The organism is Streptomyces sp. NPDC037301 (genome assembly GCF_055602785.1).
In genome coordinates, this window is the sequence record NZ_JBVJWD010000004.1 from 113,257 (window position 1) to 135,414 (window position 22,158).

The following is a 22,158-nucleotide window of genomic DNA, read 5'->3' on the forward strand; positions in this document are numbered from 1 at the left end:
ACTCCTTCTTACTTCTTGGACGGGTGCTTGGGCCGCTGCGGGCCCTTGCGCTGTCCGGACTTGGCTTGGCGTGAGGAGCCGGACGCGGGCTTGCCCGCCGGCTTGGGCTTGTCGTCCTGCGATGCGTCCGGCTTCTGCAGAGAGGTCTTGGATCCCGACTCGGTTGAGTCGGTGTCCTTGGCCCCCGCCTGCTGGGCAGCACCGGTCTGACGCTGGGCCTTGGTCTGGCGCTTGGGCTGCTGACGCCGCTGCGCGGCTCCGCCCTCGGACTCGGCAAGAGCCGTATCGCTCTTGATCACCGTGCCGTCCTCCTGGGCGGCGAAGCCCAGCTTGGCAAGTCCAGTGATGAACTTCCGCTCGATGTCATTGCGATCCGAGCCCTTGGACACGATCCGCTTGACCGTATTGCGCTTGGTCCTGCCGCGAACGTCACCGTGAGCGGTGACGCTCTTCAGCAGACGTCCCAGGTACTGGTCCTGCGCCTTGCTGCCCGGGGTCGGGTTCTGGTTGATCACGTACATCTGCTGACCCATGGTCCAGACGTTGGTGGTCAGCCAGTAGACGAGGACACCGACGGGGAAGTTGATGCCCATGACGGCGAAGATCAGCGGGAAGATGTACATCAGCATCTTCTGCTGCTGCATGTAAGGCGTCTTGACCGTCAGGTCGACGTTCTTCGTCATCAGCTGGCGCTGGGTGAAGAACTGCGACGCCGACATCATCACGATCATGACCGCGGTGACGACCCGGACGTCGGTCAGCGAGGCACCGAGCGCACGGACCGTCGCTTCGCTGTCCATGAACTTGGCAGCGAGCGGAGCACCGAAGATGTGTGCCTGACGGGCGCTGTCGAGCAGCGGCTGGTCGATGACACCGATCGTCTTGCCCGAGGCGATGGCCGAGAGCACGTGATACAGGGCGAAGAAGAACGGCGACTGCGCCAGGATGGGAAGGCACGAGGAGAGCGGGTTGGTGCCCGTCTCCTTGTACAGCTTCATCATCTCTTCGGACTGACGCTGCTTGTCGCTCTTGTAGCGCTCCTGGATCGCCTTCATCTTCGGCTGGAGCACCTGCATGTTGCGGGTCGACTTGATCTGCTTGACGAACAGCGGGATCAGGCAGATCCGGATCAGCACCACCAGGGACACGATGGACAGGCCCCAGGCCCAGCCCGTGTCATCGCCGAAGATCGCTCCGTACAACGTATGGAACTGAACGATGACCCATGAAACAGGCCAGGTGATAAAGCTGAACAGACTGGCAATCGTGTCCACTAATCAGGCTCCTTGAGCTTTGGGCGAGGTCTCTGAGGCCGGGCTAGGGGGTTCGGAGACCGTCCCCCCAGGAGGCACATCAGCGGCGGAGTCCCCGCCCTTGCTGCCACGTATTGCATTACGCAGCAGTTCGTGCCAACGCGGGCGTTTGCGTGGCGGGACGTGATCCACGCCGCCGGGTGACCACGGATTGCATCGCAGGATGCGCCAGGCCGTCAGCGCAGTTCCCTTGATCGCTCCGTGCCGGTCGATCGCCGTATATCCATAGTGGGAACACGACGGGTAGTAACGGCAGACAGGCCCGAGAAGTGGGCTGATCGTCCACTGATACAGCTTGATAAGAGCCAGCAGCGGGTACTTCATCGCGCGCCCCCTCCCAGCAGCCGCTGCAGAGCGGCGTCCAGGTCTCGGGCCAGCTGTTCATGGTCGGCGTTGCCCGCTCCGGGCAACGCTCGTACGACAACCAGGCTACCGGGGGGCAGCAGGGCCAGTCGCTCGCGGACCAGATGGCGAAGCCTGCGCTTCACCGCTGTGCGTACAACCGCTCCACCCACAGCTTTGCTGACAACGAAACCCGCACGCGGCGGGGGAGCGTTCTCCCCAGTCACGTGCGGGTCCGTTGCACCGCTGCGTAGATGAACGACGAGAAGCGGGCGGCCGGCCCGGCGTCCTCGACGTACTGCGGTCGCGAAGTCCTCGCGCCGCCTCAGCCGATTCTCGGTAGGCAGCACGTCATGACCTGTAAGCGATCAGGCGGACAGGTTGGCGCGACCCTTGCCACGGCGGGACGCGAGGATCGCGCGGCCGGCACGGGTGCGCATACGCAGCCGGAAGCCGTGGGTCTTCGCGCGACGACGGTTGTTCGGCTGGAAGGTGCGCTTGCTCACTCGGGGGCTCCAGAAATGACTCGTGTGTTGGCGGGACATCGCCTGGCTGTCACCGTGCGCCCACGAGAGACTCGCGTAAACGCCCTAGTGCACCGCTTCACAATCACAGATCGTGATCTTTGCCCATCGGAGGCAGGCGGCAGCAGCCATCGACAACTCGACCTGGTCACGGTACGCGCGGCTACGCCATCCGGTCAAACCGGCTCCACAGCACCCCCCACTGTGCACAGCCTGTGGACAACAACTTGAACCACGCGGGTCGGCCTGACTACCGTGGTTGAACTCCGGTTCTTTTTCTTCCTGCCTGCCGGTCCTCACCCATCCCGACCCATCCCGTCCCGAGAACCACACATTCGTGGGACCAGCGAGAGAGCGTGCCTTGTGGCTGATGTACCTGCCGATCTTGCCGCAGTGTGGCCACGAGTTCTGGAGCAACTCCTCGGGGAGGGCCAGCAGGGCATCGAGCCGAAGGACAAGCAGTGGATCGAGCGCTGCCAGCCGCTCGCGCTGGTCGCCGACACGGCGCTGCTCGCCGTCCCCAATGAATGGGGCAAGCGAGTCCTGGAAGGCCGGCTCGCGCCGCTCATCAGCGAGACGCTGAGCCGCGAGTGCGGCCGTCCGATCCGCATCGCGATCACCGTCGACGACTCCGCGGGCGAACCTCCGAGTCCGCCCGCGCCTCCGATGCACCAGTCCCAGCAACCTCAGCAGCACCGCTACCAGGGACCGCAGCACGACGAGCGTCAGCACAATGACGCATACGACGGATACGGACACCGGCCCTCCGACGACGGCATGCCGACCGCCAGGCCCGCCTACCCCGACTACCAGCAGCAGCGCCCCGACCCCGGCGCGTGGCCGCGCACCCAGGAGGACCTCTCCTGGCAGCAGCCCCGGCTCGGCGGATTCCAGGACCGCGACACCTCGGCGGAACAGTGGCGCGAGCCGTACGCCGGCGGCCGCCCCCAGCAGCCGCAGCACGACTACCGGTCGCTGCCGCCCGAGCGTCAGAGTTACGAGCAACAACGCTCCGAGCGCCACGACATGCAGGACCCCCAGCACCGCCAGGGCGGTACCGGCACCGGACGGCCCGGCGGCGCCACCGGGCCGATGGGCGCGCAGCCCGCTCCCACGCCCGGCCCCGGCGAGCCGGCGGCCCGGCTGAATCCGAAGTACCTCTTCGACACCTTCGTCATCGGTGCGTCCAACCGATTCGCGCACGCCGCAGCGGTCGCCGTCGCCGAAGCACCCGCCAAGGCCTACAACCCGCTCTTCATCTATGGGGAGTCCGGACTCGGCAAGACCCACCTGCTGCACGCCATCGGGCACTACGCCCGCAGTCTCTACCCGGGCACCAGGGTGCGGTACGTGAGCTCCGAGGAGTTCACCAACGAGTTCATCAACTCGATCCGCGACGGCAAGGGCGACACCTTCCGCAAGCGCTACCGCGATGTGGACATCCTGCTGGTCGACGACATCCAGTTCCTGGCGAGCAAGGAGTCGACGCAGGAGGAGTTCTTCCACACCTTCAATACGCTCCACAACGCCAACAAGCAGATCGTGCTTTCCTCGGACCGGCCGCCCAAGCAGCTGGTGACCTTGGAAGACCGGTTGCGGAACCGTTTCGAGTGGGGTCTGACCACTGATGTGCAGCCACCGGAACTGGAGACGCGGATCGCGATCCTCCGCAAGAAGGCGGTGCAGGAGCAGCTCAACGCCCCGCCGGAGGTATTGGAGTTCATCGCCTCCCGCATCTCCCGGAACATCAGGGAGCTGGAGGGGGCGCTGATCCGGGTCACGGCCTTCGCCAGTCTCAACCGCCAGCCGGTGGACCTCGGGCTGACCGAGCATGTGCTGAAGGATCTGATCCCGGGTGGCGAGGACTCGGCTCCGGAGATCACGGCGACGGCCATCATGGCGGCGACCGCGGACTACTTCGGTCTGACGGTCGACGATCTCTGCGGAACTTCGCGCAGCCGCGTGCTGGTGACAGCCCGGCAGATCGCCATGTACCTCTGCCGGGAGCTGACCGATCTCTCGCTGCCCAAGATCGGTGCGCAGTTCGGCGGCCGCGACCATACGACGGTGATGCACGCGGACCGGAAGATCCGTGCGCTGATGGCGGAGCGACGCTCCATCTACAACCAGGTCACCGAGCTCACCAACCGCATCAAGAACGGCTGACGGACCACCGGCACACGCTCTCCGTACGCGCCGAAGGGCGCCTGGGGAACCCTCACAGGGTTCCCCAGGCGCCCTTCTCCGTTGCCCAAGGCTTGCCCGAAGCCCTTCCGGAGGGCGTCCCGGAGGGCTTCCAGATGCCGCTCCGAAGTCCTCCGGAAGCCGTCCCGCCCCCTCCTGAAGCCTTCCCCTAGCCCTTCAGGAGCCCCGAAGGGCCCCTCCGAACCCGGCCTCTGAGGCTCCGACGCAGTCGCGGTGTTCGAATACCCGGCGCCGGCCGTCCGTTCTCCACAGATCTGGGGAGATTTTCCTCTCCACAGCCTGGGGATCCGGAAGTTGTCCATATTGCTTCCACAGGGGCGACTGTCGATACTCCATCAGGCCAGGTCAAGGGCCTGGGGATTTGTGGTCAACAGTGATCCACAGCCTGTGGACAAAATATTCGTCCACAGAGAGCCGATGATGTTGTCCACCGGCGGCCCACAGCCCGGGCCATGTTGTCCCCAGCTTCCTTGAACTTCTCCACACCCCTGTCCACTGTTCGGCAACGCGACACCGCCCTTCACTGCGCCGAGTGAAAGGCGTCACACCAAGAGGGCAGGTTGGGCTGTGGGGAACGTGGGTAAAGCTGGGGACAGCCCTGGGGAGAACTCCCCCTGTCCTGTGCATCGGGTGTGCAGAACTTTCGTGTGTCCACAGAAGCACCGGGTTGTCCACCGGTGCCGCCCACAGGGTCGGTGGACAAAAAACTGGGCCTGACCTGCGAAAACGACGTTATCCACGGTTTCCACAGGCCCTACTACTACTGCCACCTAGAGTTAGCCCGGAATCCGCTTCGAAGTGGGGCCTGTGCACAACTCGGCGCCGGAGCTCTCCGAACCTCTTGTCGCGACTTGACCCCGAGCAGCACCGAGTGTCGGTGCCGTACGTCAGACTGGTCCCCGGCGTCCTCCCGCTGTCATCGGTGGGAGACCCGATCAGACGACGAAGGCCAGCAGGGCGAGCGAGCAACAGCAGGAGGCGGTTCCGGTGAAGATCCGGGTGGAGCGCGATGTACTCGCGGAGGCTGTGGCCTGGGTGGCCCGTAGCCTCCCGGCCCGTCCGCCGGCGCCCGTTCTTGCGGGCCTTCTGCTGAAGGCTGAGGACGGCGCCCTCAGCTTCTCCAGCTTCGACTACGAGGTCTCGGCCCGGGTCTCGGTGGATGCCGAGGTCGACGAAGACGGCACGGTGCTGGTCTCCGGCCGGCTGCTCGCGGACATCTGCCGCGCCCTTCCCAACCGCCCGGTGGAGATTTCCACAGACGGTGTACGGGCCACCGTGGTCTGCGGCTCCTCGCGATTCACACTCCACACCCTTCCGGTGGAGGAGTACCCGGCGCTGCCGGAGATGCCGACCGCGACCGGCACGGTCCCGGGTGAGGTCTTCGCCTCGGCCGCCGCCCAGGTCGCCATCGCCGCGGGTCGTGACGACACGCTGCCGGTCCTGACCGGTGTGCGGATCGAGATCGAGGGCGAGACCGTCACCCTGGCCTCCACCGACCGTTACCGCTTCGCGGTCCGCGAGTTCCTCTGGAAGCCGGAGAACCCGGATGCCTCGGCCGTCGCCCTGGTGCCCGCCAAGACGCTGCTGGACACCGCCAAGGCGCTGACCAGCGGCGACACGGTGACTCTGGCGCTGTCCGGCTCGGGTGCCGGTGAGGGCCTGATCGGTTTCGAGGGTGCGGGCCGGCGTACGACCACGCGACTGCTCGAAGGCGATCTGCCGAAGTACCGGACACTGTTCCCCACAGAGTTCAACTCGGTCGCGGTCATCGAGACCGCTCCGTTCGTCGAGGCCGTCAAGCGTGTGGCTCTCGTTGCCGAGCGGAACACTCCGGTGCGGCTCAGCTTCGAGCAGGGTGTGCTGATCCTGGAGGCGGGTTCCAGTGACGATGCACAGGCTGTGGAGCGGGTCGACGCGGTGCTGGAGGGTGACGACATCTCGATCGCCTTCAACCCGACCTTCCTGCTGGATGGGCTGAGCGCGATCGACTCCCCGGTCGCCCAGCTCTCGTTCACGACGTCCACCAAGCCTGCGCTGCTCAGCGGCCGTCCGGCCGTGGATGCCGAGGCGGATGACGCGTACAAGTACCTGATCATGCCGGTCCGCCTTTCCGGCTGACCCGGCCATCGGTCCTGCAACGGCAGCTCCCGACGGGCACGCTCAGTGCCGAGCATGCCCGTCGGTCTGTGGCCGGCCGGGCGTAGGCTCGGCCTTGGGTACGAATCGGCACAACGCTTAAGGAATCTCTGATGGAGCTCGGTCTCGTCGGCCTAGGCAAGATGGGCGGCAACATGCGCGAGCGCATCCGCCGCGCAGGCCACACCGTCATCGGTTATGACCGCAACCCGGACGTCTCCGATGTCCACAGCCTCGAAGAGCTTGTGGGCAAGCTGAAGGGTCCCAGGGTCATCTGGGTGATGGTGCCGGCCGGCGCGCCGACCCAGGCCACCATTGACGAGCTGGCCGGGCTTCTCTCGCCCGGTGACATCGTCGTGGACGGCGGAAACTCCCGCTGGACGGACGACGAGAAGCACGCGGTCGAGCTGGGCATCAAGGGCATCGGCTTCGTGGACTGCGGCGTCTCGGGCGGCGTCTGGGGCCTGGAGAACGGCTACGCGCTGATGTACGGCGGCGACGCCGAGAACGTGGCGAAGGTCCAGCCGGTCTTCGACGCCCTGAAGCCCGAGGGCGACTTCGGTTCCGTCCACGCGGGCAAGGTCGGTGCCGGCCACTTCGCGAAGATGGTCCACAACGGCATCGAGTACGCCATGATGCAGGCCTATGCCGAGGGCTGGGAGCTGCTGGAGAAGGTCGACTCCGTCACCGATGTGCGCGAGGTCTTCCGCTCCTGGCAGGAGGGCACGGTCATCCGCTCCTGGCTGCTCGACCTGGCGGTCAACGCGCTGGACGACGACGAGCACCTCGACAAGCTCCGTGGCTTCGCCGCCGACTCCGGTGAGGGCCGCTGGACGGTGGAGGCCGCGATCGACAACGCGGTGCCGCTGCCCGCAATCACGGCGTCGCTCTTCGCGCGTTTCGCCTCGCGGCAGGACGACTCCCCGCAGATGAAGATGATCGCCGCGCTGCGCAACCAGTTCGGTGGCCACGCGGTCGAGAACAAGAAGTAACCGCAACGAGGAGCGGGCCGGGCCGAAGCGTCCGACCCGTGACTACGGAGCACGGAGCAGGAAGCCGGGAAGGTCGGCGTACACCCATGCATGTCACGCATCTCTCGCTGGCCGACTTCCGCTCGTACGCCCGGGTCGAGGTACCTCTCGATCCGGGCGTCACCGCTTTCGTGGGGTCCAACGGCCAGGGCAAGACGAATCTGGTGGAGGCCGTCGGCTACCTTGCGACGCTCGGCAGCCATCGGGTCTCCTCCGATGCGCCGCTGGTGCGTATGGGCGCGGACCGGGCTGTCATCCGGGCCGCCGTGACGCAGGGCGAGCGCTCGCAGCTGGTCGAGCTGGAGCTCAATCCGGGCAAGGCCAATCGCGCCCGAATCAATAGATCGTCGCAGGTCAGGCCGCGTGATGTGCTGGGGATCGTACGTACGGTGCTGTTCGCGCCGGAGGATCTGGCGCTGGTCAAGGGGGACCCGGGGGAGCGCCGGCGCTTTCTCGACGAGCTGATCACGGCGCGTTCGCCGCGGATGGCGGGGGTGCGTTCGGACTACGAGCGGGTGCTGAAGCAGCGCAACACCTTGCTGAAGTCGGCGGCGATGGCGCGCAGGCACGGTGGCCGGTCGATGGATCTGTCCACGCTCGATGTGTGGGACCAGCACCTGGGCCGGGTGGGTGCGGAGCTGCTGGCGCAGCGACTGGATCTGATCGCCGCGCTGCAGCCGCTGGCTGACAAGGCGTACGGGGATGTGGCGCCGGGCGGTGGTCCGGTGGCGCTGGAGTACCGCAGTTCGGTCGGTGCAGGCGTGGAGCCGGCCCGCACCCGTGACGAGCTGTACGAGCAGCTGATCGCGGCCCTGGTGGATGTGCGTAAGCAGGAGATCGAGCGGGGTGTGACGTTGGTCGGTCCGCACCGTGATGATCTGGTGCTGGGTTTGCGGGGGATGCCGGCCAAGGGGTACGCGAGCCACGGTGAGTCCTGGTCGTATGCGTTGGCGCTGCGGCTGGCTTCGTACGATCTGCTGCGCGGCGAGGGCAATGAGCCGGTGCTGGTGCTGGACGATGTCTTTGCCGAGCTGGATGAGCGTCGTCGTGAGCGGTTGGCGGAGTTGGTGGCTCCGGGCGAGCAGGTCCTGGTGACGGCTGCGGTGGACGACGATGTTCCGGGTGTGCTGGCGGGGGCGCGGTATGCGGTGTCCGCGGGTGAGGTGGAGCGGCTGTGAACGGCCGTGGTGAGGTGTCCGGTGCTTCTGGGGGGCAGTCGCAGGAGCGGCCGGTGGAAGGGAAGCAGCCGGAGCCCTCGGGTGTCGATCTGGCGCGGGTGGCGTTGCGCGCGGCGAAGGAACAGGCGCGGGCGCGTGGTGCTGCTGCGCAGCAGAAGAAGCAGGCCAGGCGGGGTGGGGGGCTGCGTTCGGGGGCGCGGGCGGATGGGCGTGACCCGTTGCCGTTGGGTGCTGCGATCAATCGTCTGATCACTGAGCGTGGCTGGGAGACGCCTGCGGCGGTGGGTGGGGTGATGGGGCGCTGGCCGCAGATCGTCGGTGAGGATCTGGCCAATCACTGTGTGCCGCTGCGGTACGACGAGGATCCGGACGAGCGGGTGCTGACGGTGCAGTGCGATTCGACGGCGTGGGCGACGCAGCTGCGGTTGCTGGCGCCTCAGCTGGTGGCCCGGCTGAATGCGGATCTGGGGCATGGCACGGTGAAGTTGATCAAGGTGTTGGGGCCGGGGGGTCCGCAGCGCAGGTTCGGTCCGCTGCGGGCGCCGGGGAGCACCGGTCCTGGCGATACGTACGGATGAGGCTTCTGAGCTGGTCTTTTCTCTGTTTCTGAGCTCCGTGGGGCTCTGCTCCGATGTGAGTCATGGCCTTGTGCTGTCTTCTCGGTGGTGCTGTCCGTCGCGTCCGTTTTGTACCGGTGTGCGGCGGTTGAAACCGCGCGGTGGGAGTGGGGCGTCCCTCACGGTAGTGAGAGGTTGACAGGCCGAAGCGCTCAATGCCCGCGTGAGCCTCTTGGGGGCCCGTCCTGAATATGGGGAGTCGTCAGGCGCTCATTCAGGGCGGCACATGCGTACTCAGGTACCGGCAAACCCCCATTCATGTCGGTGCTACCGGTAGACTGGTGGACAATCCCGCATCCTTGCGGGAGTCGTCGATTACAAGCCGAACGACGCAGCCGCTCCCGACTGTCCGGAGAACGGCCTGTGCTGTGCCAGAAAGGGCGCTTCGTGGCCGATTCCGGCAACCCCAACGAGAACATTCCGTCCACACCCGGTGAGAGCGGCGGGGCAACTGCCCCGGGCGAGGTCTCGTCCTCGTACGACGCCAGCGCGATCACCGTCCTCGAGGGTCTGGACGCGGTCCGCAAGCGACCTGGCATGTACATCGGTTCGACCGGTGAGCGCGGTCTCCACCACCTCGTGCAAGAGGTCGTGGACAACTCGGTCGACGAGGCGATGGCCGGGCACGCGGACACGATCGACGTCACGATCCTCGCCGACGGCGGGGTCCGCGTGATCGACAACGGCCGTGGCATCCCGGTCGGCATCGTGCCGTCGGAGAAGAAGCCCGCGGTCGAGGTCGTGCTGACGGTGCTGCACGCCGGCGGCAAGTTCGGCGGCGGCGGTTACGCCGTCTCCGGCGGTCTGCACGGTGTCGGTGTCTCCGTGGTCAACGCGCTGTCGTCGCGGGTCTCGGTCGAGGTCCGGACGGACGGTTACCGCTGGACGCAGGACTACAAGCTCGGTGTGCCCACCGCTCCGCTGGCCCGCAACGAGGCCACCGACGAGACGGGGACGTCTGTCACCTTCTGGGCCGACGGGGACATCTTCGAGACGACCGAGTACTCCTTCGAGACCCTGTCGCGCCGCTTCCAGGAGATGGCGTTCCTCAACAAGGGTCTGACGATCAAGCTCACCGACGAGCGTGAGTCGGCGAAGGCGACGCTGGGCGCGGAGGTCGCCGAGGTGGCCGAGGCCGCCGAGGCGGAGCAGGCCCGCACGGTCAAGTACCACTACGAGGGCGGCATCGTCGACTTCGTGAAGTACCTGAACTCCCGCAAGGGCGATGTCATTCACCAGTCGGTGATCGACATCGAGGCCGAGGACAAGGAGCGTCTCCTCTCGGCCGAGATCGCGATGCAGTGGAACACGCAGTACAGCGAGGGCGTGTACTCCTTCGCCAATACGATCCACACGCATGAGGGCGGTACGCACGAGGAGGGGTTCCGTGCGGCGCTGACGACGCTGGTCAACAAGTACGCGCGGGACAAGAAACTGCTGCGCGAGAAGGACGACAACCTCACCGGTGACGACATCCGTGAGGGTCTGACGGCGATCATCTCGGTGAAGCTGGGTGAGCCGCAGTTCGAGGGCCAGACGAAGACCAAGCTGGGCAACACGGAGGCGAAGACCTTCGTCCAGAAGGTGGTCCACGAGCACCTCACGGACTGGTTCGACCGCAATCCGAACGAGGCGGCCGACATCATCCGCAAGGGCATCGCGGCGGCCACGGCCCGTGTCGCGGCCCGCAAGGCGCGTGATCTGACCCGTCGTAAGGGGCTTCTGGAGAGCGCCTCGCTGCCGGGCAAGCTGAGTGACTGCCAGTCCAACGACCCGACGAAGTGCGAGATCTTCATCGTCGAGGGTGACTCCGCCGGTGGTTCGGCGAAGTCCGGCCGTAACCCGATGTACCAGGCGATCCTGCCGATCCGCGGCAAGATCCTGAACGTCGAGAAGGCCCGGGTCGACAAGATCCTGCAGAACACCGAGGTCCAGGCGCTGATTTCGGCCTTCGGTACCGGGGTCCACGAGGACTTCGACATCGAGAAGCTCCGCTATCACAAGATCATCTTGATGGCGGACGCCGATGTCGACGGTCAGCACATCAACACCCTGCTGCTGACGTTCCTCTTCCGCTTCATGCGTCCGCTGGTCGAGGCCGGGCACGTGTATCTCTCCCGCCCACCGCTCTACAAGATCAAGTGGGGCCGGGACGACTTCGAGTACGCGTACTCGGACCGGGAGCGCGACGCCCTGGTCGAGCTGGGCAAGCAGAACGGCAAGCGGATCAAGGAAGACTCGATCCAGCGCTTCAAGGGTCTCGGCGAGATGAACGCCGAGGAGCTGCGCGTCACCACGATGGACATCGACCACCGGGTCCTCGGTCAGGTCACGCTGGACGACGCGGCGCAGGCCGACGACCTCTTCTCGGTGCTGATGGGCGAGGACGTCGAGGCGCGGCGCTCGTTCATCCAGCGCAACGCCAAGGACGTCCGCTTCCTCGACATCTGAGTCGGCCGTACCAGCAAGCCGCCGCTCGAAAGGACTTTGACCAGCAATGGCCGACGAGAACACCCCTGTGACACCTGAAGAGGAGCCCGCCGCCGGCGTGGGCATGCGTGTCGAGCCCGTGGGGCTCGAGACGGAGATGCAGCGCTCCTACCTCGACTACGCGATGTCCGTGATCGTCTCGCGTGCGCTGCCCGACGTACGGGACGGTCTCAAGCCCGTTCACCGCCGGGTGCTTTACGCGATGTACGACGGCGGTTACCGGCCCGAGAAGGGCTTCTACAAGTGTGCCCGTGTCGTCGGTGACGTCATGGGCACGTACCACCCGCACGGTGACTCGTCGATCTACGACGCACTGGTGCGACTGGCACAGCCGTGGTCGATGCGCATGCCGCTGGTGGACTCCAACGGCAACTTCGGTTCTCCGGGTAACGACCCGGCCGCCGCCATGCGGTACACCGAGTGCAAGATGATGCCGCTGTCCATGGAGATGGTCCGGGACATCGACGAGGAGACCGTCGACTTCCAGGACAACTACGACGGCCGCAACCAGGAGCCGACGGTTCTGCCGGCGCGCTTCCCGAACCTGCTGGTCAACGGTTCCGCGGGCATCGCGGTCGGTATGGCGACCAACATCCCGCCGCACAACCTGCGTGAGGTCGCGGCCGGCGCCCAGTGGTACCTGGAGCACCCGGAGGCCTCGCAGGAGGAGCTTCTGGACGCGCTGATCGAGCGGATCAAGGGCCCGGACTTCCCGACGGGTGCGCTCGTCGTGGGCCGCAAGGGCATTGAGGAGGCGTACCGCACCGGCCGTGGCTCGATCACGATGCGTGCGGTCGTCGCGGTCGAGGAGATCCAGAACCGGCAGTGCCTGGTCGTCACGGAGCTTCCGTACCAGACCAACCCCGACAACCTGGCGCAGAAGATCGCCGACCTGGTGAAGGACGGCAAGGTCGGCGGGATCGCGGACGTCCGTGACGAGACCTCGTCGCGTACAGGTCAGCGCCTGGTCGTCGTGCTGAAGCGGGACGCGGTCGCCAAGGTCGTTCTGAACAACCTGTACAAGCACACCGATCTGCAGACCAATTTCGGCGCCAACATGCTGGCGCTGGTCGACGGTGTGCCGCGCACCCTGTCGATCGACGCGTTCATCCGCCACTGGGTGACGCACCAGATCGAGGTCATTGTCCGGCGTACGAAGTTCCGTCTGCGCAAGGCGGAGGAGCGGGCGCACATTCTGCGTGGTCTGCTCAAGGCGCTGGACGCGATCGACGAGGTCATCGCCCTCATCCGGCGCAGCCAGACGGTCGAGGTGGCGCGCGAGGGCCTGATGGGCCTGCTGGAGATCGACGAGATCCAGGCGAACGCGATCCTGGAGATGCAGTTGCGCCGGCTGGCCGCGCTGGAGCACCAGAAGATCACGGCCGAGCACGACGAGCTCCAGGCGAAGATCAACGAGTACAACGCGATCCTGGTGTCGCCGGAGCGGCAGCGTCAGATCGTCAGCGAGGAGCTGGCGGCGATCGTCGAGAAGTTCGGCGACGACCGGCGTTCCAAGCTGGTGCCCTTCGACGGTGACATGTCCATCGAGGACCTGATCGCCGAGGAGGACATCGTCGTCACGATCTCACGCGGCGGCTATGTGAAGCGCACGAAGACGGACGACTACCGCTCGCAGAAGCGCGGCGGCAAGGGCGTGCGCGGTACGAAGCTCAAGGAAGACGACATCGTCGACCACTTCTTCGTGTCGACGACGCACCACTGGCTGCTGTTCTTCACCAACAAGGGCCGGGTGTACCGGGCGAAGGCGTACGAGCTCCCGGACGCCGGCCGCGATGCCCGTGGTCAGCATGTCGCCAATTTGCTGGCTTTCCAGCCGGATGAGCAGATCGCCCAGATCCTGGCGATCCGTGACTACGAAGCCGCGCCCTATCTGATCCTGGCCACGAAGGGCGGTCTCGTGAAGAAGACCGCGCTGAAGGACTATGACTCGCCGCGTTCCGGCGGTGTCATCGCCATCAACCTCCGGGAGACGGCAGATGGCGCCGAAGGCACTGCCGACGAGCTGATCGGTGCGGAGCTGGTGTCGGCCGAGGACGATCTGCTGCTCATCAGCAAGAAGGCCCAGTCGATCAGGTTCACCGCGACGGACGATGCGCTGCGCCCGATGGGCCGTGCCACTTCGGGCGTCAAGGGCATGAGTTTCCGCGAAGGCGACGAACTGCTCTCGATGAATGTTGTCCGGCCGGGTACGTTCGTGTTCACTGCCACCGATGGTGGGTACGCGAAGCGGACTCCCGTCGACGAGTACCGCGTTCAGGGTCGTGGTGGCCTGGGCATCAAGGCCGCCAAGATCGTGGAGGACAGGGGCTCGCTGGTCGGTGCGCTGGTGGTCGAGGAGACGGATGAGATCCTCGCCATCACGCTCGGCGGTGGTGTGATTCGTACGCGGGTCAATGAAGTCAGGGAGACGGGCCGTGACACCATGGGCGTCCAACTGATCAATCTGGGCAAGCGCGATGCCGTCGTCGGTATCGCTCGTAACGCCGAAGCCGGCCGCGAGGCCGAAGAGGTCGAGGGGTCCGAGGACGCCGAGGCCGCGACGGCAGAGGCTGCCGAGAGCACAGTCGAGGGCAATGTCGAAGGCACGCCGCCTTCGGCCGGGGAGCACGAGGAGTAGAGCGTGAGTGGAGCCACGGGCGCCGGTTCGGCCGCTTCCGGAGCTGGAGCGAACGGTGACCGTGGCCCTGCCACGGACTCCCAAGGGGGCACTGTGACGGACACTCGGGGGCCTCAGCCCCAGTACGAGGGTTACGCGACCGGGCCGTTGCCCGGTGAGCGCGAGCCCGCACCGGGGCAGGCGAGCGGGCCGTACCACCCCCCGCAGGCGTACCCCTCGCCCGCGGACGGGACGCAGGGCGCCGCTGCCGCGCAGGCGGCCCGGTGGCCGCGGACAGGGGCGCGGACCACTCCGCGTACCCGCAAGGCGCGCCTGCGGGTGGCCAAGGCCGACCCGTGGTCGGTGATGAAGGTCAGCTTCCTGCTCTCCATCGCGCTCGGTATCTGCACGGTGGTGGCGGCCGCGGTGCTGTGGATGGTCATGGACGCGATGGGCGTCTTCTCCACCGTGGGCGGCACGATCAGTGAGGCCACCGGCTCGAACGAGAACAACGGCTTCGATCTCCAGTCGTTCCTGTCGCTGCCGCGGGTCCTCATCTTCACTTCGGTCATCGCTGTGATCGATGTGGTTCTGGCGACCGCGCTGGCGACGCTGGGCTCCTTCATCTACAACTTGTCGGCGGGCTTCGTGGGCGGTATCGAGCTCACGCTGGCCGAGGACGAGTAGGGCGCCGGGTATCGATTTTGGGACTGGCCCCGACGTGCGCTAATCTTCAGAAGTCAGCGCACAGCGCGGCGGGGCTATAGCTCAGTTGGTTAGAGCGCATCCCTGATAAGGATGAGGCCACAGGTTCAAATCCTGTTAGCCCCACAGTGACAGTTGAAGGCCCGGTACCTCTTCGGAGATACCGGGCCTTCTGCGTGTGGTGTGCGATGCGTCCCCGGGCGTGCATGCGCAGGGGCTGAGGGACGCGGTCTCGGGGCGGTCTTGGTGCCTGTACGCGCCGAGACCCCGGGGCTGGGCGCGTACAGGGAGACCTTCCCGGGGCTCGGTGCGGCACGGAGGTGCGCCGTGCCCCCGCGCCGGCGGGGGCAGAGCGGGGCTTGAGCACATGAAGAAGCCCCCGTCCGGCGCGAACCGGCCCAGGGGGCTCTGTGCGTCAGTTGCGCGGCTCTCACGGCGGGAGAATGGAGGTGTCCCCCGCCGGGGCCCCGTGGGCGGCGCGGGCGGTGTTCCTGGTCTCCATGGCGTCCGTCGTGTCTGCGGACAGATGGCGGGTGGCGGGTGAGGAGCCGTGTGCCTCGGCGCGGATGCGCTGCTTCATCGTGGGTGGCAGTGCCCTGTCACGCGGAAGGGTCCATCGCACCGACGGGGTGGTCGCGATTGCCGCGGTCGCACCCGTGTGCTCCTGGTTCGTGGTGGTCGGCTCCGTGGTGCTCGACTCCGTGGCCGCCGCCGGGGTGCTCATGAGCCCCAGTGCGGCGAGGAGCGCGAAGAAGGCGGTGACGAAGGCGGTCCAGATGTTCTTGGCCTTGAAGGTGCTCATGGCCCCTCGCTTTCGGGTGGTCCGGTTTGCTTACCTTTCCGATGATGTGGATGGGGCCCGCGATTTCGTGGACCGACGCCACCGATCCACCGATCTTCAGATGAACACCACTCGTATGGTTCAACCGGCCTTGACGGGCTTGTGCGGGGCGATCGGCGTGCGCCGGGTCCTTTGGCCGGGACGATCCGCGGAGCGATCCTTGGATGATCGCTTTTCCCCTGACGCCAGTTGGGCCGCAGGTAGGTCACCGATCGATATCGGCCGGTGTGTATAGTCGGGCGGCAGAAGTCCCCTACGTCAAGGAAAGACGAGGTCGCGCGGTGAAGAAGCTTCTCCTGGTCGCACTGGCCGCCATCGGCGGGCTCCTCGTGTACCGCCAGATCCAGGCGGATCGCGCCGAGCAGGATCTGTGGACGGAGGCGACTGACTCCGTGCCCGCAGGTTCGGGTGTGTGAGACAGAACAGCCTGATTGCGGGCCCCGGTCGCTGAGCGGCCGGGGCTTCGTGCTGTTGCGGGACCGTGATGCCTGTGCTCTTGAATTCGCCTAAGCAAATCAATAGGTTGCGAGAGCAAAACGGCCGGGTTTCGAGGAGGCACGGGTGAAGGCACGGGACCACCACCGCCGTACTGCAGCTGCGGGGGCATGGCTCGGCGGGGCGCTGCTCGCCCTGGTGGCGGGCGCGATGCCGGCCGCGGCGGCGGCACCGGGCGGTGCACCCGCCACTTCTGAGACACCCCGACCCGGCTCGGGCGGCAGCCTGATCATGGTGCTCGACTCGTCCGGATCCATGGGGGACGACGACGGCACGGGGCATACCCGGATGGAGAGCGCCCGTACGGCCGTCGGCACCGTCGTCGACGGCCTTCCCGACGGATATCCGACCGGGCTGCGGGTGTACGGCGCGGACCGTCCTCAGGGCTGCACGGACACCAGGCTCGTACAGCCGGTGCAGAGGCTCGAGCGGGGAGCCGTGAAGCGGGCTGTGGCGGCCGTACAGCCCAAGGGTGACACTCCCATCGGGCTGTCGTTACGGAAGGCCGCCGAGGACCTTCCGCGGCCCGCGGGTGGTGCCATCGGTACGCGCACGATCCTGCTGATCTCCGACGGCGAGGACAACTGCGGTACGCCGCAGCCCTGCGAGGTCGCCGAGCAGCTCGGCAAGGAGGGGGTCGGGCTGCGGATCGACACCGTCGGCTTCCAGGTGAAGGGCGCGGCGCGCGAACAGCTCGAATGCATCGCGGCGGCCGGCAACGGCCGCTACTACGACGCACCGGATGCCGAGGCGCTGGCCCGGCAGCTGCAACGGGCGTCGCAACTCTCCGCGGACGGCTACCGGTTCCGGGGCGAGCGGGTCGAGGGTGCGGCGACGGGTGCGGCGGCACCCGTGCTCGTACCAGGGCAGTATCTGGACACCATCGGACCCGGTGAGAAGCGGTACTACGCCGTCGACCTGGATGCCGTTTCGACGGTGGACTTCTCGGCGACGGCGGTGCCGCAGCCCGGAGCGGCCGTCGACACCTTCGACGCACTGCGCACCGGCATCGTGTACGGCACCGGCAGTTCCTGCGTGACGGACACCGCGCACTTCTACCAGAAGGAGGGCGCGACCCCGCTGACCTCGGCGGTCGCCCGTATCCCCGCGGAGGAGGGCAACCACGCCTGCGACCGGGCGGGCCGGTACTGGCTGGTGGTGGAGCGGGAGAGCAAGAAGGGCTCCGACGCCGCACGTTGGCCGCTCGAGCTCCTTTACGGGGTGGAGGCGGCGCTGGCGAAGGGCGTCACGCCCGCCCAGTCGCAGCCGGAGTACGGCAAGGGCGGCAAGGACGCCGTGATGCCCACCGGTGACCCCCGAGATGTACGGGGCGGCACCGGCTTCAACGACGCCAAGGAGCTCGGCCCAGGCGTGTGGCGCGACCGGATCCTTCCGTCGCAGACCCTCTGGTACAAGGTCCCGGCCGGCTGGGGCCAGCAGGTGCGCTACGACGTGGAATTCGCGAACGAGCCCACGGTGGAGCGCGGTACCTCCACGTACTCGTACGGGGCGACCCAGCTGTTCACCCCCGCTCGTTTCCCGCTCACCGGCGGCGGCGAGTTCACCTCGACGGCCATGTACAACGGTCGTCCGTCGGCGATCAGGATGGGCGGGGTGCCGGTCGCCTGGACCAACCGCTACGAGTACCGCTCCAACGTGCAGCCCGTACACGCCGGGGGCGACTTCTACATCTCGGTGACGCTGGGGGCGAGGGCCGCCGATATCGCGGAGAACCCGCAGATCGGTGTGGTGCTGCGGGTGTCGGTGCTCGGCGACGAGCCGGCAGGCCCCGAGCACCATGCTCCTGCCGTAGCCAAGAAGGCGGACAAGAACGGCAATTCGAGCGGTGCCGAAGACAGCGGTGGTACGGGCGGGGCAGGATGGACCGGCATTGCGGCCGCTGCCGGTGCGGGCGCCGTGGTGGTGGTGATCGCGGGGCTCGTGTCCGTACGAGGGCGTCGCAGGCGGGCCGCACAGACGACGAGGGGAAGCGTGTGATGAGGCAGCGCAACAGAGGCCGGGTGGCGCTGGCCATGGTCGCGGCGATGTGCGTGGCGGCGGCGCTGCCGGGGCAGGCGTACGCGGACGGGGAGAGTGCTGCGTACACCTTCGATCCCCGGGCGAAGAAGGTCAGCGGCGCGGAGGTCAGCACCGAGGCGTCGGTGTTCACGCCCGGATCGGTCTACAAGAGCTCGATCAAGCGCGGCGAGAAGCTCTACTACCGTCTGGACCTCGACGACAAGACGAACGCGTACGTCTCGGCGGTGGCCGTGCCCAAGGGCGGCGGCCAGGTCGCCTACGGGGACGGCATCACGGTCAGCGTCAGGGACAACGCCGACCTGCAGTGCAGTTCGGAGGACGCACGGTTCGAGTCGGCGGAGTTTCCGCGTCCGATCGCGGCGTACGCCTACCGGGTCACGCAGAAGGACAGCAGCACCTGCCAGAAGGCCGGAACGTACAACGTCCTGATCGAGCGGGAGAGCAAGGCCACCTCGGCATCCGACGAGTGGGACCTGGAACTGCGGTACGAGTCGGAGCCGCAGCTGGAAGCGGGCGGTTCGATGCCGACCCAGGCGCCGGAGAACTGGCCGTCGGCGTCGCCCGCGCCGCCCACCACGGCCCCGCAGAGGCGGTCGGGCGGCACCAGCTACCACGACGCGACCAGCCTGGAAACCGGCGAGTGGCACGACAGCATCGCACCCGGGCAGACCCGCTTCTACCGGGTGCCGGTGGACTGGGGTCAGCAGATCTTCGCCACCGCCGACCTGAGCAACAACAACGCCTCGGACGAATACATCGGCAACGCGCTCGCGATGTCCCTGGACAACCCGGCGCACGGCCATGTCGACGACGCGTCGCCGCTGTCGTACTCCGGCAAGCCCGCGTCCGTGTCGATGGATCCACTGCCTCCGGTGGCGTACGAGAACCGCTACAACTCCACCAGCAGCGACAGCGCCATGCGGTTCGCCGGCTGGTACTACCTGTCGGTGTCCCTCAGCCCGGAGGTCGCGAAGTCGTACGGCGACAAGGCGATTCCGCTGACCCTCAGGATCAAGGTCGAGGGGACGGCGGAGAAGTCGCCGTACACGGGGGGTGCCGGGATCTTCTCGGTCACGCAGGACGACAAGGACATGGCGAGGAGCGGCCAGAGCGGTCCCGAGGCGGCCGAGAGCGACACCATGAAGATGGTCGGCGTGGCCGGGATCGGCGTGGGTGCGGTGCTGGTGCTCGGGCTGGGTGTGTGGACGCTGCTGGCACGGCGCCGTGCGGCCGCCGCCCAGGTGGCACCGATCGGTTCGAACAGTCCGGTTGCGGGAGGCCCGGCCGGGGGCGGGCAATCGCCGTACGGAGGGCCGCCGCAGGGCTGGTAGCCGGCGGGCCGGAGCCGCCGCCGCGTAGGGCAGGGGCTCCGGCCGGGCGTGCTCAGCTCTGGGTCAGTGCCCAGATGCCCACGGCGAAACAGATCAGTGCCACCAGCAGGACCGGGACCGCCACCTTCGGGGGCGGTCCCGGACGCTTCTGCGGTGCGAGCGCGGGAACAGCGGCCGAGAGGTGCGGGGGAACCCCTGCTCCGGGAGCGGGAACCTGCGGCTGCCCGGCGGTGTACGCGTGGGTGAGAGCCGGTTCGTGCTGCCCTGCGGCAGTGGGGGCCTGCGAAGGATCCGGCGCGGGGAAGGGGGAAGCCGCGTGCGCCGGGATCGGTGTGGGGGGCGTGGCCGGCTGCGCCGGATGGGGCAGCGGTGTGGGCTGCTGCGGAGGCGGTGGGAGGTGGAAGCTGCCCGTTTCCGACATCGGGACCGGCGGCTGGGTGTAGGGCTGCTGGGCGGACTGGTCCGTCTGTGCGGGCTGCGCGTCCTGAGAGGCTGTCCGGGGGGACGCGATCGGTCCGGCGGGGCCGAAGCCTGCAGGCAGCGGCCCGAGTTGGTCGAAGACCTCCACCGGCTCGTCGTCGGCGCCGAGCTCGGGCAACATGTCGACCGCGGCCGTCAACGCTTTGCGCGCACCCGTGGCCGTACGGAACCTGGCCTGGGGATCCGGCTGCAGCAGCCCTGCGAGCACCTGCCACAACGGCTCGGGAATCCCCTCCGGGGCGCTGGGAGTGCCGTACGAGGCGAAGTGCTCGACGAGGGCCCGCGCGTCCGGCTTCTTCCCCTGCAGCAGATACAGCGCGACCAGTCCGACCGCGAAGAGGTCCGCGGGGAAATCGGGTTCCGCGCCCATCATCTGTTCGGGTGCGAAGTAACCGGGCGTGCCCACCACGTAGTTGGTCTCGGTGAGCCGCGGCTCACCCTTGCGCATGGAGATACCGAAGTCGGACAGCCGTAGATGCGGCCGTCCGGTGCCGGTGGCCTCCATCAGGATGTTCGCGGGTTTGATGTCCCGGTGCACGACACCCTCCGCATGCACCGTCGACAGTCCGGACAGCAGTTGGTCGAGCAGCGTGCAGACGAAACGAGGAGGCAGCGGTCCGTAGTCGCCGATGACATGCGCCAGCGAACCACCGCTCACCAGATCCATGGTGAACAGGACCTTGTCGTCGTCCGCGGCCCAGCTGGCCGGGGCGAGCACATGCGGATGCTCGATCCGCAGCGCCTGCTCGCGGACGAAGCGCAGCAGCGTGTGTGCGTCGCTCTGCTGGAGGACCTTGGCCGCCACATAACGGCGGCGCCGGTGGTCCCAGGCGCGCCAGACGGCGCCGACCCCACCACGTCCGATCGGATCGATCAGTTCGTACCGACCGGCGAAGACCTCACCCATTGCGCTGTGCCCGCTCCCAGTCCTGTTTCGGCTCGTGCCCGGCTCTCGGGGGTAGTGCCCTAGGGCATGAAAGGACAGGCCCTAGCTCTGGTGTCCCTCGTAGTGCGCCACCGCGTCCGAGGTGCGCCCTGCGCCGTACACCTTGAGGAACTCTGCCAGTTCCGGGTGGGTCGGGGCGAGGGAGTCGGCGGCATCGATGATGTCACCGGCGGCCGCGACGGACCGCAGCAGCGACTGGATCTCACGCACCACGCGCCGGACGGTCGGAGCGCCGCCGGTGTTGGAGGTCTGGCTGGTGCCGGTGAGGACGGAGCCGCCCTGGGACTTCTTGATCTCTTCCATGCGGTCGGTGGCCTCTCCCGCGCTGGCGCTGCCGTCGGCGACCTGGCCGGCCAGTTCCTGGAGCGCCTGGACACGCTGGACGACCGCGGGGTTGCCGATCTTCGCCCGCTGACCGCTCATCAGCTGGGAAAGCATGGGGGCGGACAGCCCGAGGACCGCGGCGAGCCGGGCCTGGTTCAGGCCGAGATCATCGATCAGCCGGCGGAAGAGCGCCCCGAGAGGTTCTCCGTACCAGCTGCGCTGAAGCTCCCTGGCTCTTGCTGTTGCCTCTTGCTGAGCTGCATCCATGGCGTCTCCCCTTCGCTGCGGCTTCGCTGCTGCGAACCTCGTCGAGCATCTTACGGAGAGTGGTCGCCGACCGGGAGTCCCCATCTTTTTTGCAAGATTCCGGGGGGTACCCGGTACTCTGGTCTGCGGCGGTCGCCGAGACGCAGAAGCGTCCGGTGATGTCCGCTTTTTCGGGGCCTTAGCTCAGTTGGTAGAGCGCTGCCTTTGCAAGGCAGATGTCAGGAGTTCGAATCTCCTAGGCTCCACAGGTGACAGAACGGGCGCCGGAAGACCTCA

At 67.2% G+C, this 22,158-nt stretch carries 18 protein-coding genes and 2 tRNA genes; 13 read left to right on the plus strand and 7 right to left on the minus strand.

The window, feature by feature from the left end; all coding sequences use genetic code 11:
• Window positions 1-8: 8 nt before the first annotated feature.
• Genes yidC through rpmH form a run of 4 tightly spaced genes read right to left on the minus strand, consistent with a single transcriptional unit; the run spans window position 9 to window position 2,161 of the window.
• Window positions 9-1,274 carry a membrane protein insertase YidC gene (gene yidC, locus ACZ7IB_RS09235; RefSeq protein ID WP_470910675.1) on the minus strand — a complete coding sequence of 422 codons (1,266 nt, stop codon included), beginning with the start codon at window positions 1,272-1,274 and terminating at the stop codon, window positions 9-11.
• 3 nt (window positions 1,275-1,277) lie between these two features.
• Window positions 1,278-1,637 carry a membrane protein insertion efficiency factor YidD gene (gene yidD / locus ACZ7IB_RS09240; RefSeq protein ID WP_078852785.1) on the minus strand — a complete coding sequence of 120 codons (360 nt, stop codon included), beginning with the start codon at window positions 1,635-1,637 and terminating at the stop codon, window positions 1,278-1,280.
• On the minus strand, window positions 1,634-2,005 hold the full coding sequence (rnpA, locus tag ACZ7IB_RS09245; RefSeq protein WP_114245514.1) for a ribonuclease P protein component: 372 nt from the start codon (window positions 2,003-2,005) through the stop codon (window positions 1,634-1,636). Before rnpA ends, yidD begins: the two co-directional genes overlap by 4 nt.
• Window positions 2,006-2,023: 18 nt before the next feature.
• The gene (gene rpmH / locus ACZ7IB_RS09250; protein ID WP_030930485.1) at window positions 2,024-2,161 is read right to left on the minus strand and encodes a 50S ribosomal protein L34; all 138 of its coding nucleotides are present in this window, start codon (window positions 2,159-2,161) and stop codon (window positions 2,024-2,026) included.
• A 381-nt stretch (window positions 2,162-2,542) separates the two neighbouring features.
• Here rpmH and dnaA point away from each other — a divergent pair, with 381 nt between their 5' ends.
• The 9 genes from dnaA (at window position 2,543) to ACZ7IB_RS09295 (ending at window position 15,284) form a co-directional block, all read left to right on the plus strand.
• Window positions 2,543-4,345: a chromosomal replication initiator protein DnaA gene (dnaA, locus tag ACZ7IB_RS09255; RefSeq protein WP_470910678.1), complete on the plus strand. Its 1,803-nt coding sequence runs from the start codon at window positions 2,543-2,545 to the stop codon at window positions 4,343-4,345.
• 1,026 nt (window positions 4,346-5,371) lie between these two features.
• Complete coding sequence (gene dnaN / locus ACZ7IB_RS09260; protein ID WP_361449664.1) at window positions 5,372-6,502, plus strand: DNA polymerase III subunit beta; 1,131 nt, start codon at window positions 5,372-5,374, stop codon at window positions 6,500-6,502.
• A 131-nt stretch (window positions 6,503-6,633) separates the two neighbouring features.
• A complete protein-coding gene (gene gnd, locus ACZ7IB_RS09265) occupies window positions 6,634-7,512 on the plus strand; it encodes a phosphogluconate dehydrogenase (NAD(+)-dependent, decarboxylating) (RefSeq protein ID WP_327274151.1) in 879 nt (292 codons plus the stop codon).
• Between the two features lie 86 nt (window positions 7,513-7,598).
• The gene (recF, locus tag ACZ7IB_RS09270) at window positions 7,599-8,729 is read left to right on the plus strand and encodes a DNA replication/repair protein RecF (protein ID WP_470910681.1); all 1,131 of its coding nucleotides are present in this window, start codon (window positions 7,599-7,601) and stop codon (window positions 8,727-8,729) included.
• Window positions 8,730-8,782: 53 nt separating this feature from the next.
• The gene (locus ACZ7IB_RS09275; protein ID WP_470910683.1) at window positions 8,783-9,307 is read left to right on the plus strand and encodes a DciA family protein; all 525 of its coding nucleotides are present in this window, start codon (window positions 8,783-8,785) and stop codon (window positions 9,305-9,307) included.
• Between the two features lie 402 nt (window positions 9,308-9,709).
• Complete coding sequence (gene gyrB, locus ACZ7IB_RS09280) at window positions 9,710-11,797, plus strand: DNA topoisomerase (ATP-hydrolyzing) subunit B (RefSeq protein ID WP_470910686.1); 2,088 nt, start codon at window positions 9,710-9,712, stop codon at window positions 11,795-11,797.
• 46 nt (window positions 11,798-11,843) lie between these two features.
• Entirely contained in the window at window positions 11,844-14,474 is a 2,631-nt protein-coding gene (gene gyrA, locus ACZ7IB_RS09285) for a DNA gyrase subunit A (protein ID WP_470910689.1), read from the plus strand.
• 93 nt (window positions 14,475-14,567) lie between these two features.
• Window positions 14,568-15,140, plus strand: a complete 573-nt coding sequence (locus ACZ7IB_RS09290) for a DUF3566 domain-containing protein (protein ID WP_470910691.1) — start codon at window positions 14,568-14,570, stop codon at window positions 15,138-15,140.
• Between the two features lie 70 nt (window positions 15,141-15,210).
• Window positions 15,211-15,284: transfer RNA gene (locus ACZ7IB_RS09295), tRNA-Ile, on the plus strand.
• Window positions 15,285-15,588: 304 nt separating this feature from the next.
• On the opposite strand, the gene ACZ7IB_RS09300 is transcribed toward ACZ7IB_RS09295, so the two are convergent.
• Window positions 15,589-15,960: a DUF6344 domain-containing protein gene (locus tag ACZ7IB_RS09300; protein WP_470910693.1), complete on the minus strand. Its 372-nt coding sequence runs from the start codon at window positions 15,958-15,960 to the stop codon at window positions 15,589-15,591.
• Window positions 15,961-16,280: 320 nt separating this feature from the next.
• Between ACZ7IB_RS09300 and ACZ7IB_RS09305 the strand changes: the two genes are divergently transcribed.
• The 3 genes from ACZ7IB_RS09305 (at window position 16,281) to ACZ7IB_RS09315 (ending at window position 19,865) form a co-directional block, all read left to right on the plus strand.
• Window positions 16,281-16,415, plus strand: coding sequence for a DLW-39 family protein (locus ACZ7IB_RS09305; RefSeq protein ID WP_003958712.1), 135 nt, complete (start codon window positions 16,281-16,283; stop codon window positions 16,413-16,415).
• Window positions 16,416-16,644: 229 nt separating this feature from the next.
• Window positions 16,645-18,492: a vWA domain-containing protein gene (locus ACZ7IB_RS09310; RefSeq protein WP_470911164.1), complete on the plus strand. Its 1,848-nt coding sequence runs from the start codon at window positions 16,645-16,647 to the stop codon at window positions 18,490-18,492.
• Window positions 18,492-19,865, plus strand: a complete 1,374-nt coding sequence (locus ACZ7IB_RS09315; RefSeq protein WP_470910694.1) for a hypothetical protein — start codon at window positions 18,492-18,494, stop codon at window positions 19,863-19,865. The genes ACZ7IB_RS09310 and ACZ7IB_RS09315 overlap by 1 nt, the downstream gene beginning before the upstream one ends.
• 52 nt (window positions 19,866-19,917) lie before the next feature.
• Here the strand turns inward: ACZ7IB_RS09315 and ACZ7IB_RS09320 are convergent, their stop codons facing one another.
• On the minus strand, window positions 19,918-21,252 hold the full coding sequence (locus ACZ7IB_RS09320; protein WP_470910696.1) for a protein kinase domain-containing protein: 1,335 nt from the start codon (window positions 21,250-21,252) through the stop codon (window positions 19,918-19,920).
• Between the two features lie 81 nt (window positions 21,253-21,333).
• Window positions 21,334-21,882 (minus strand): helix-turn-helix domain-containing protein, encoded by a 549-nt coding sequence (locus tag ACZ7IB_RS09325; RefSeq protein ID WP_470910697.1) that lies wholly within the window; start codon window positions 21,880-21,882, stop codon window positions 21,334-21,336.
• A gap of 172 nt (window positions 21,883-22,054) precedes the next feature.
• On the opposite strand from ACZ7IB_RS09325, the gene ACZ7IB_RS09330 reads away from it, so the two are divergent.
• Window positions 22,055-22,127, plus strand: a tRNA-Ala gene (locus ACZ7IB_RS09330).
• Window positions 22,128-22,158 lie beyond the last annotated feature (31 nt).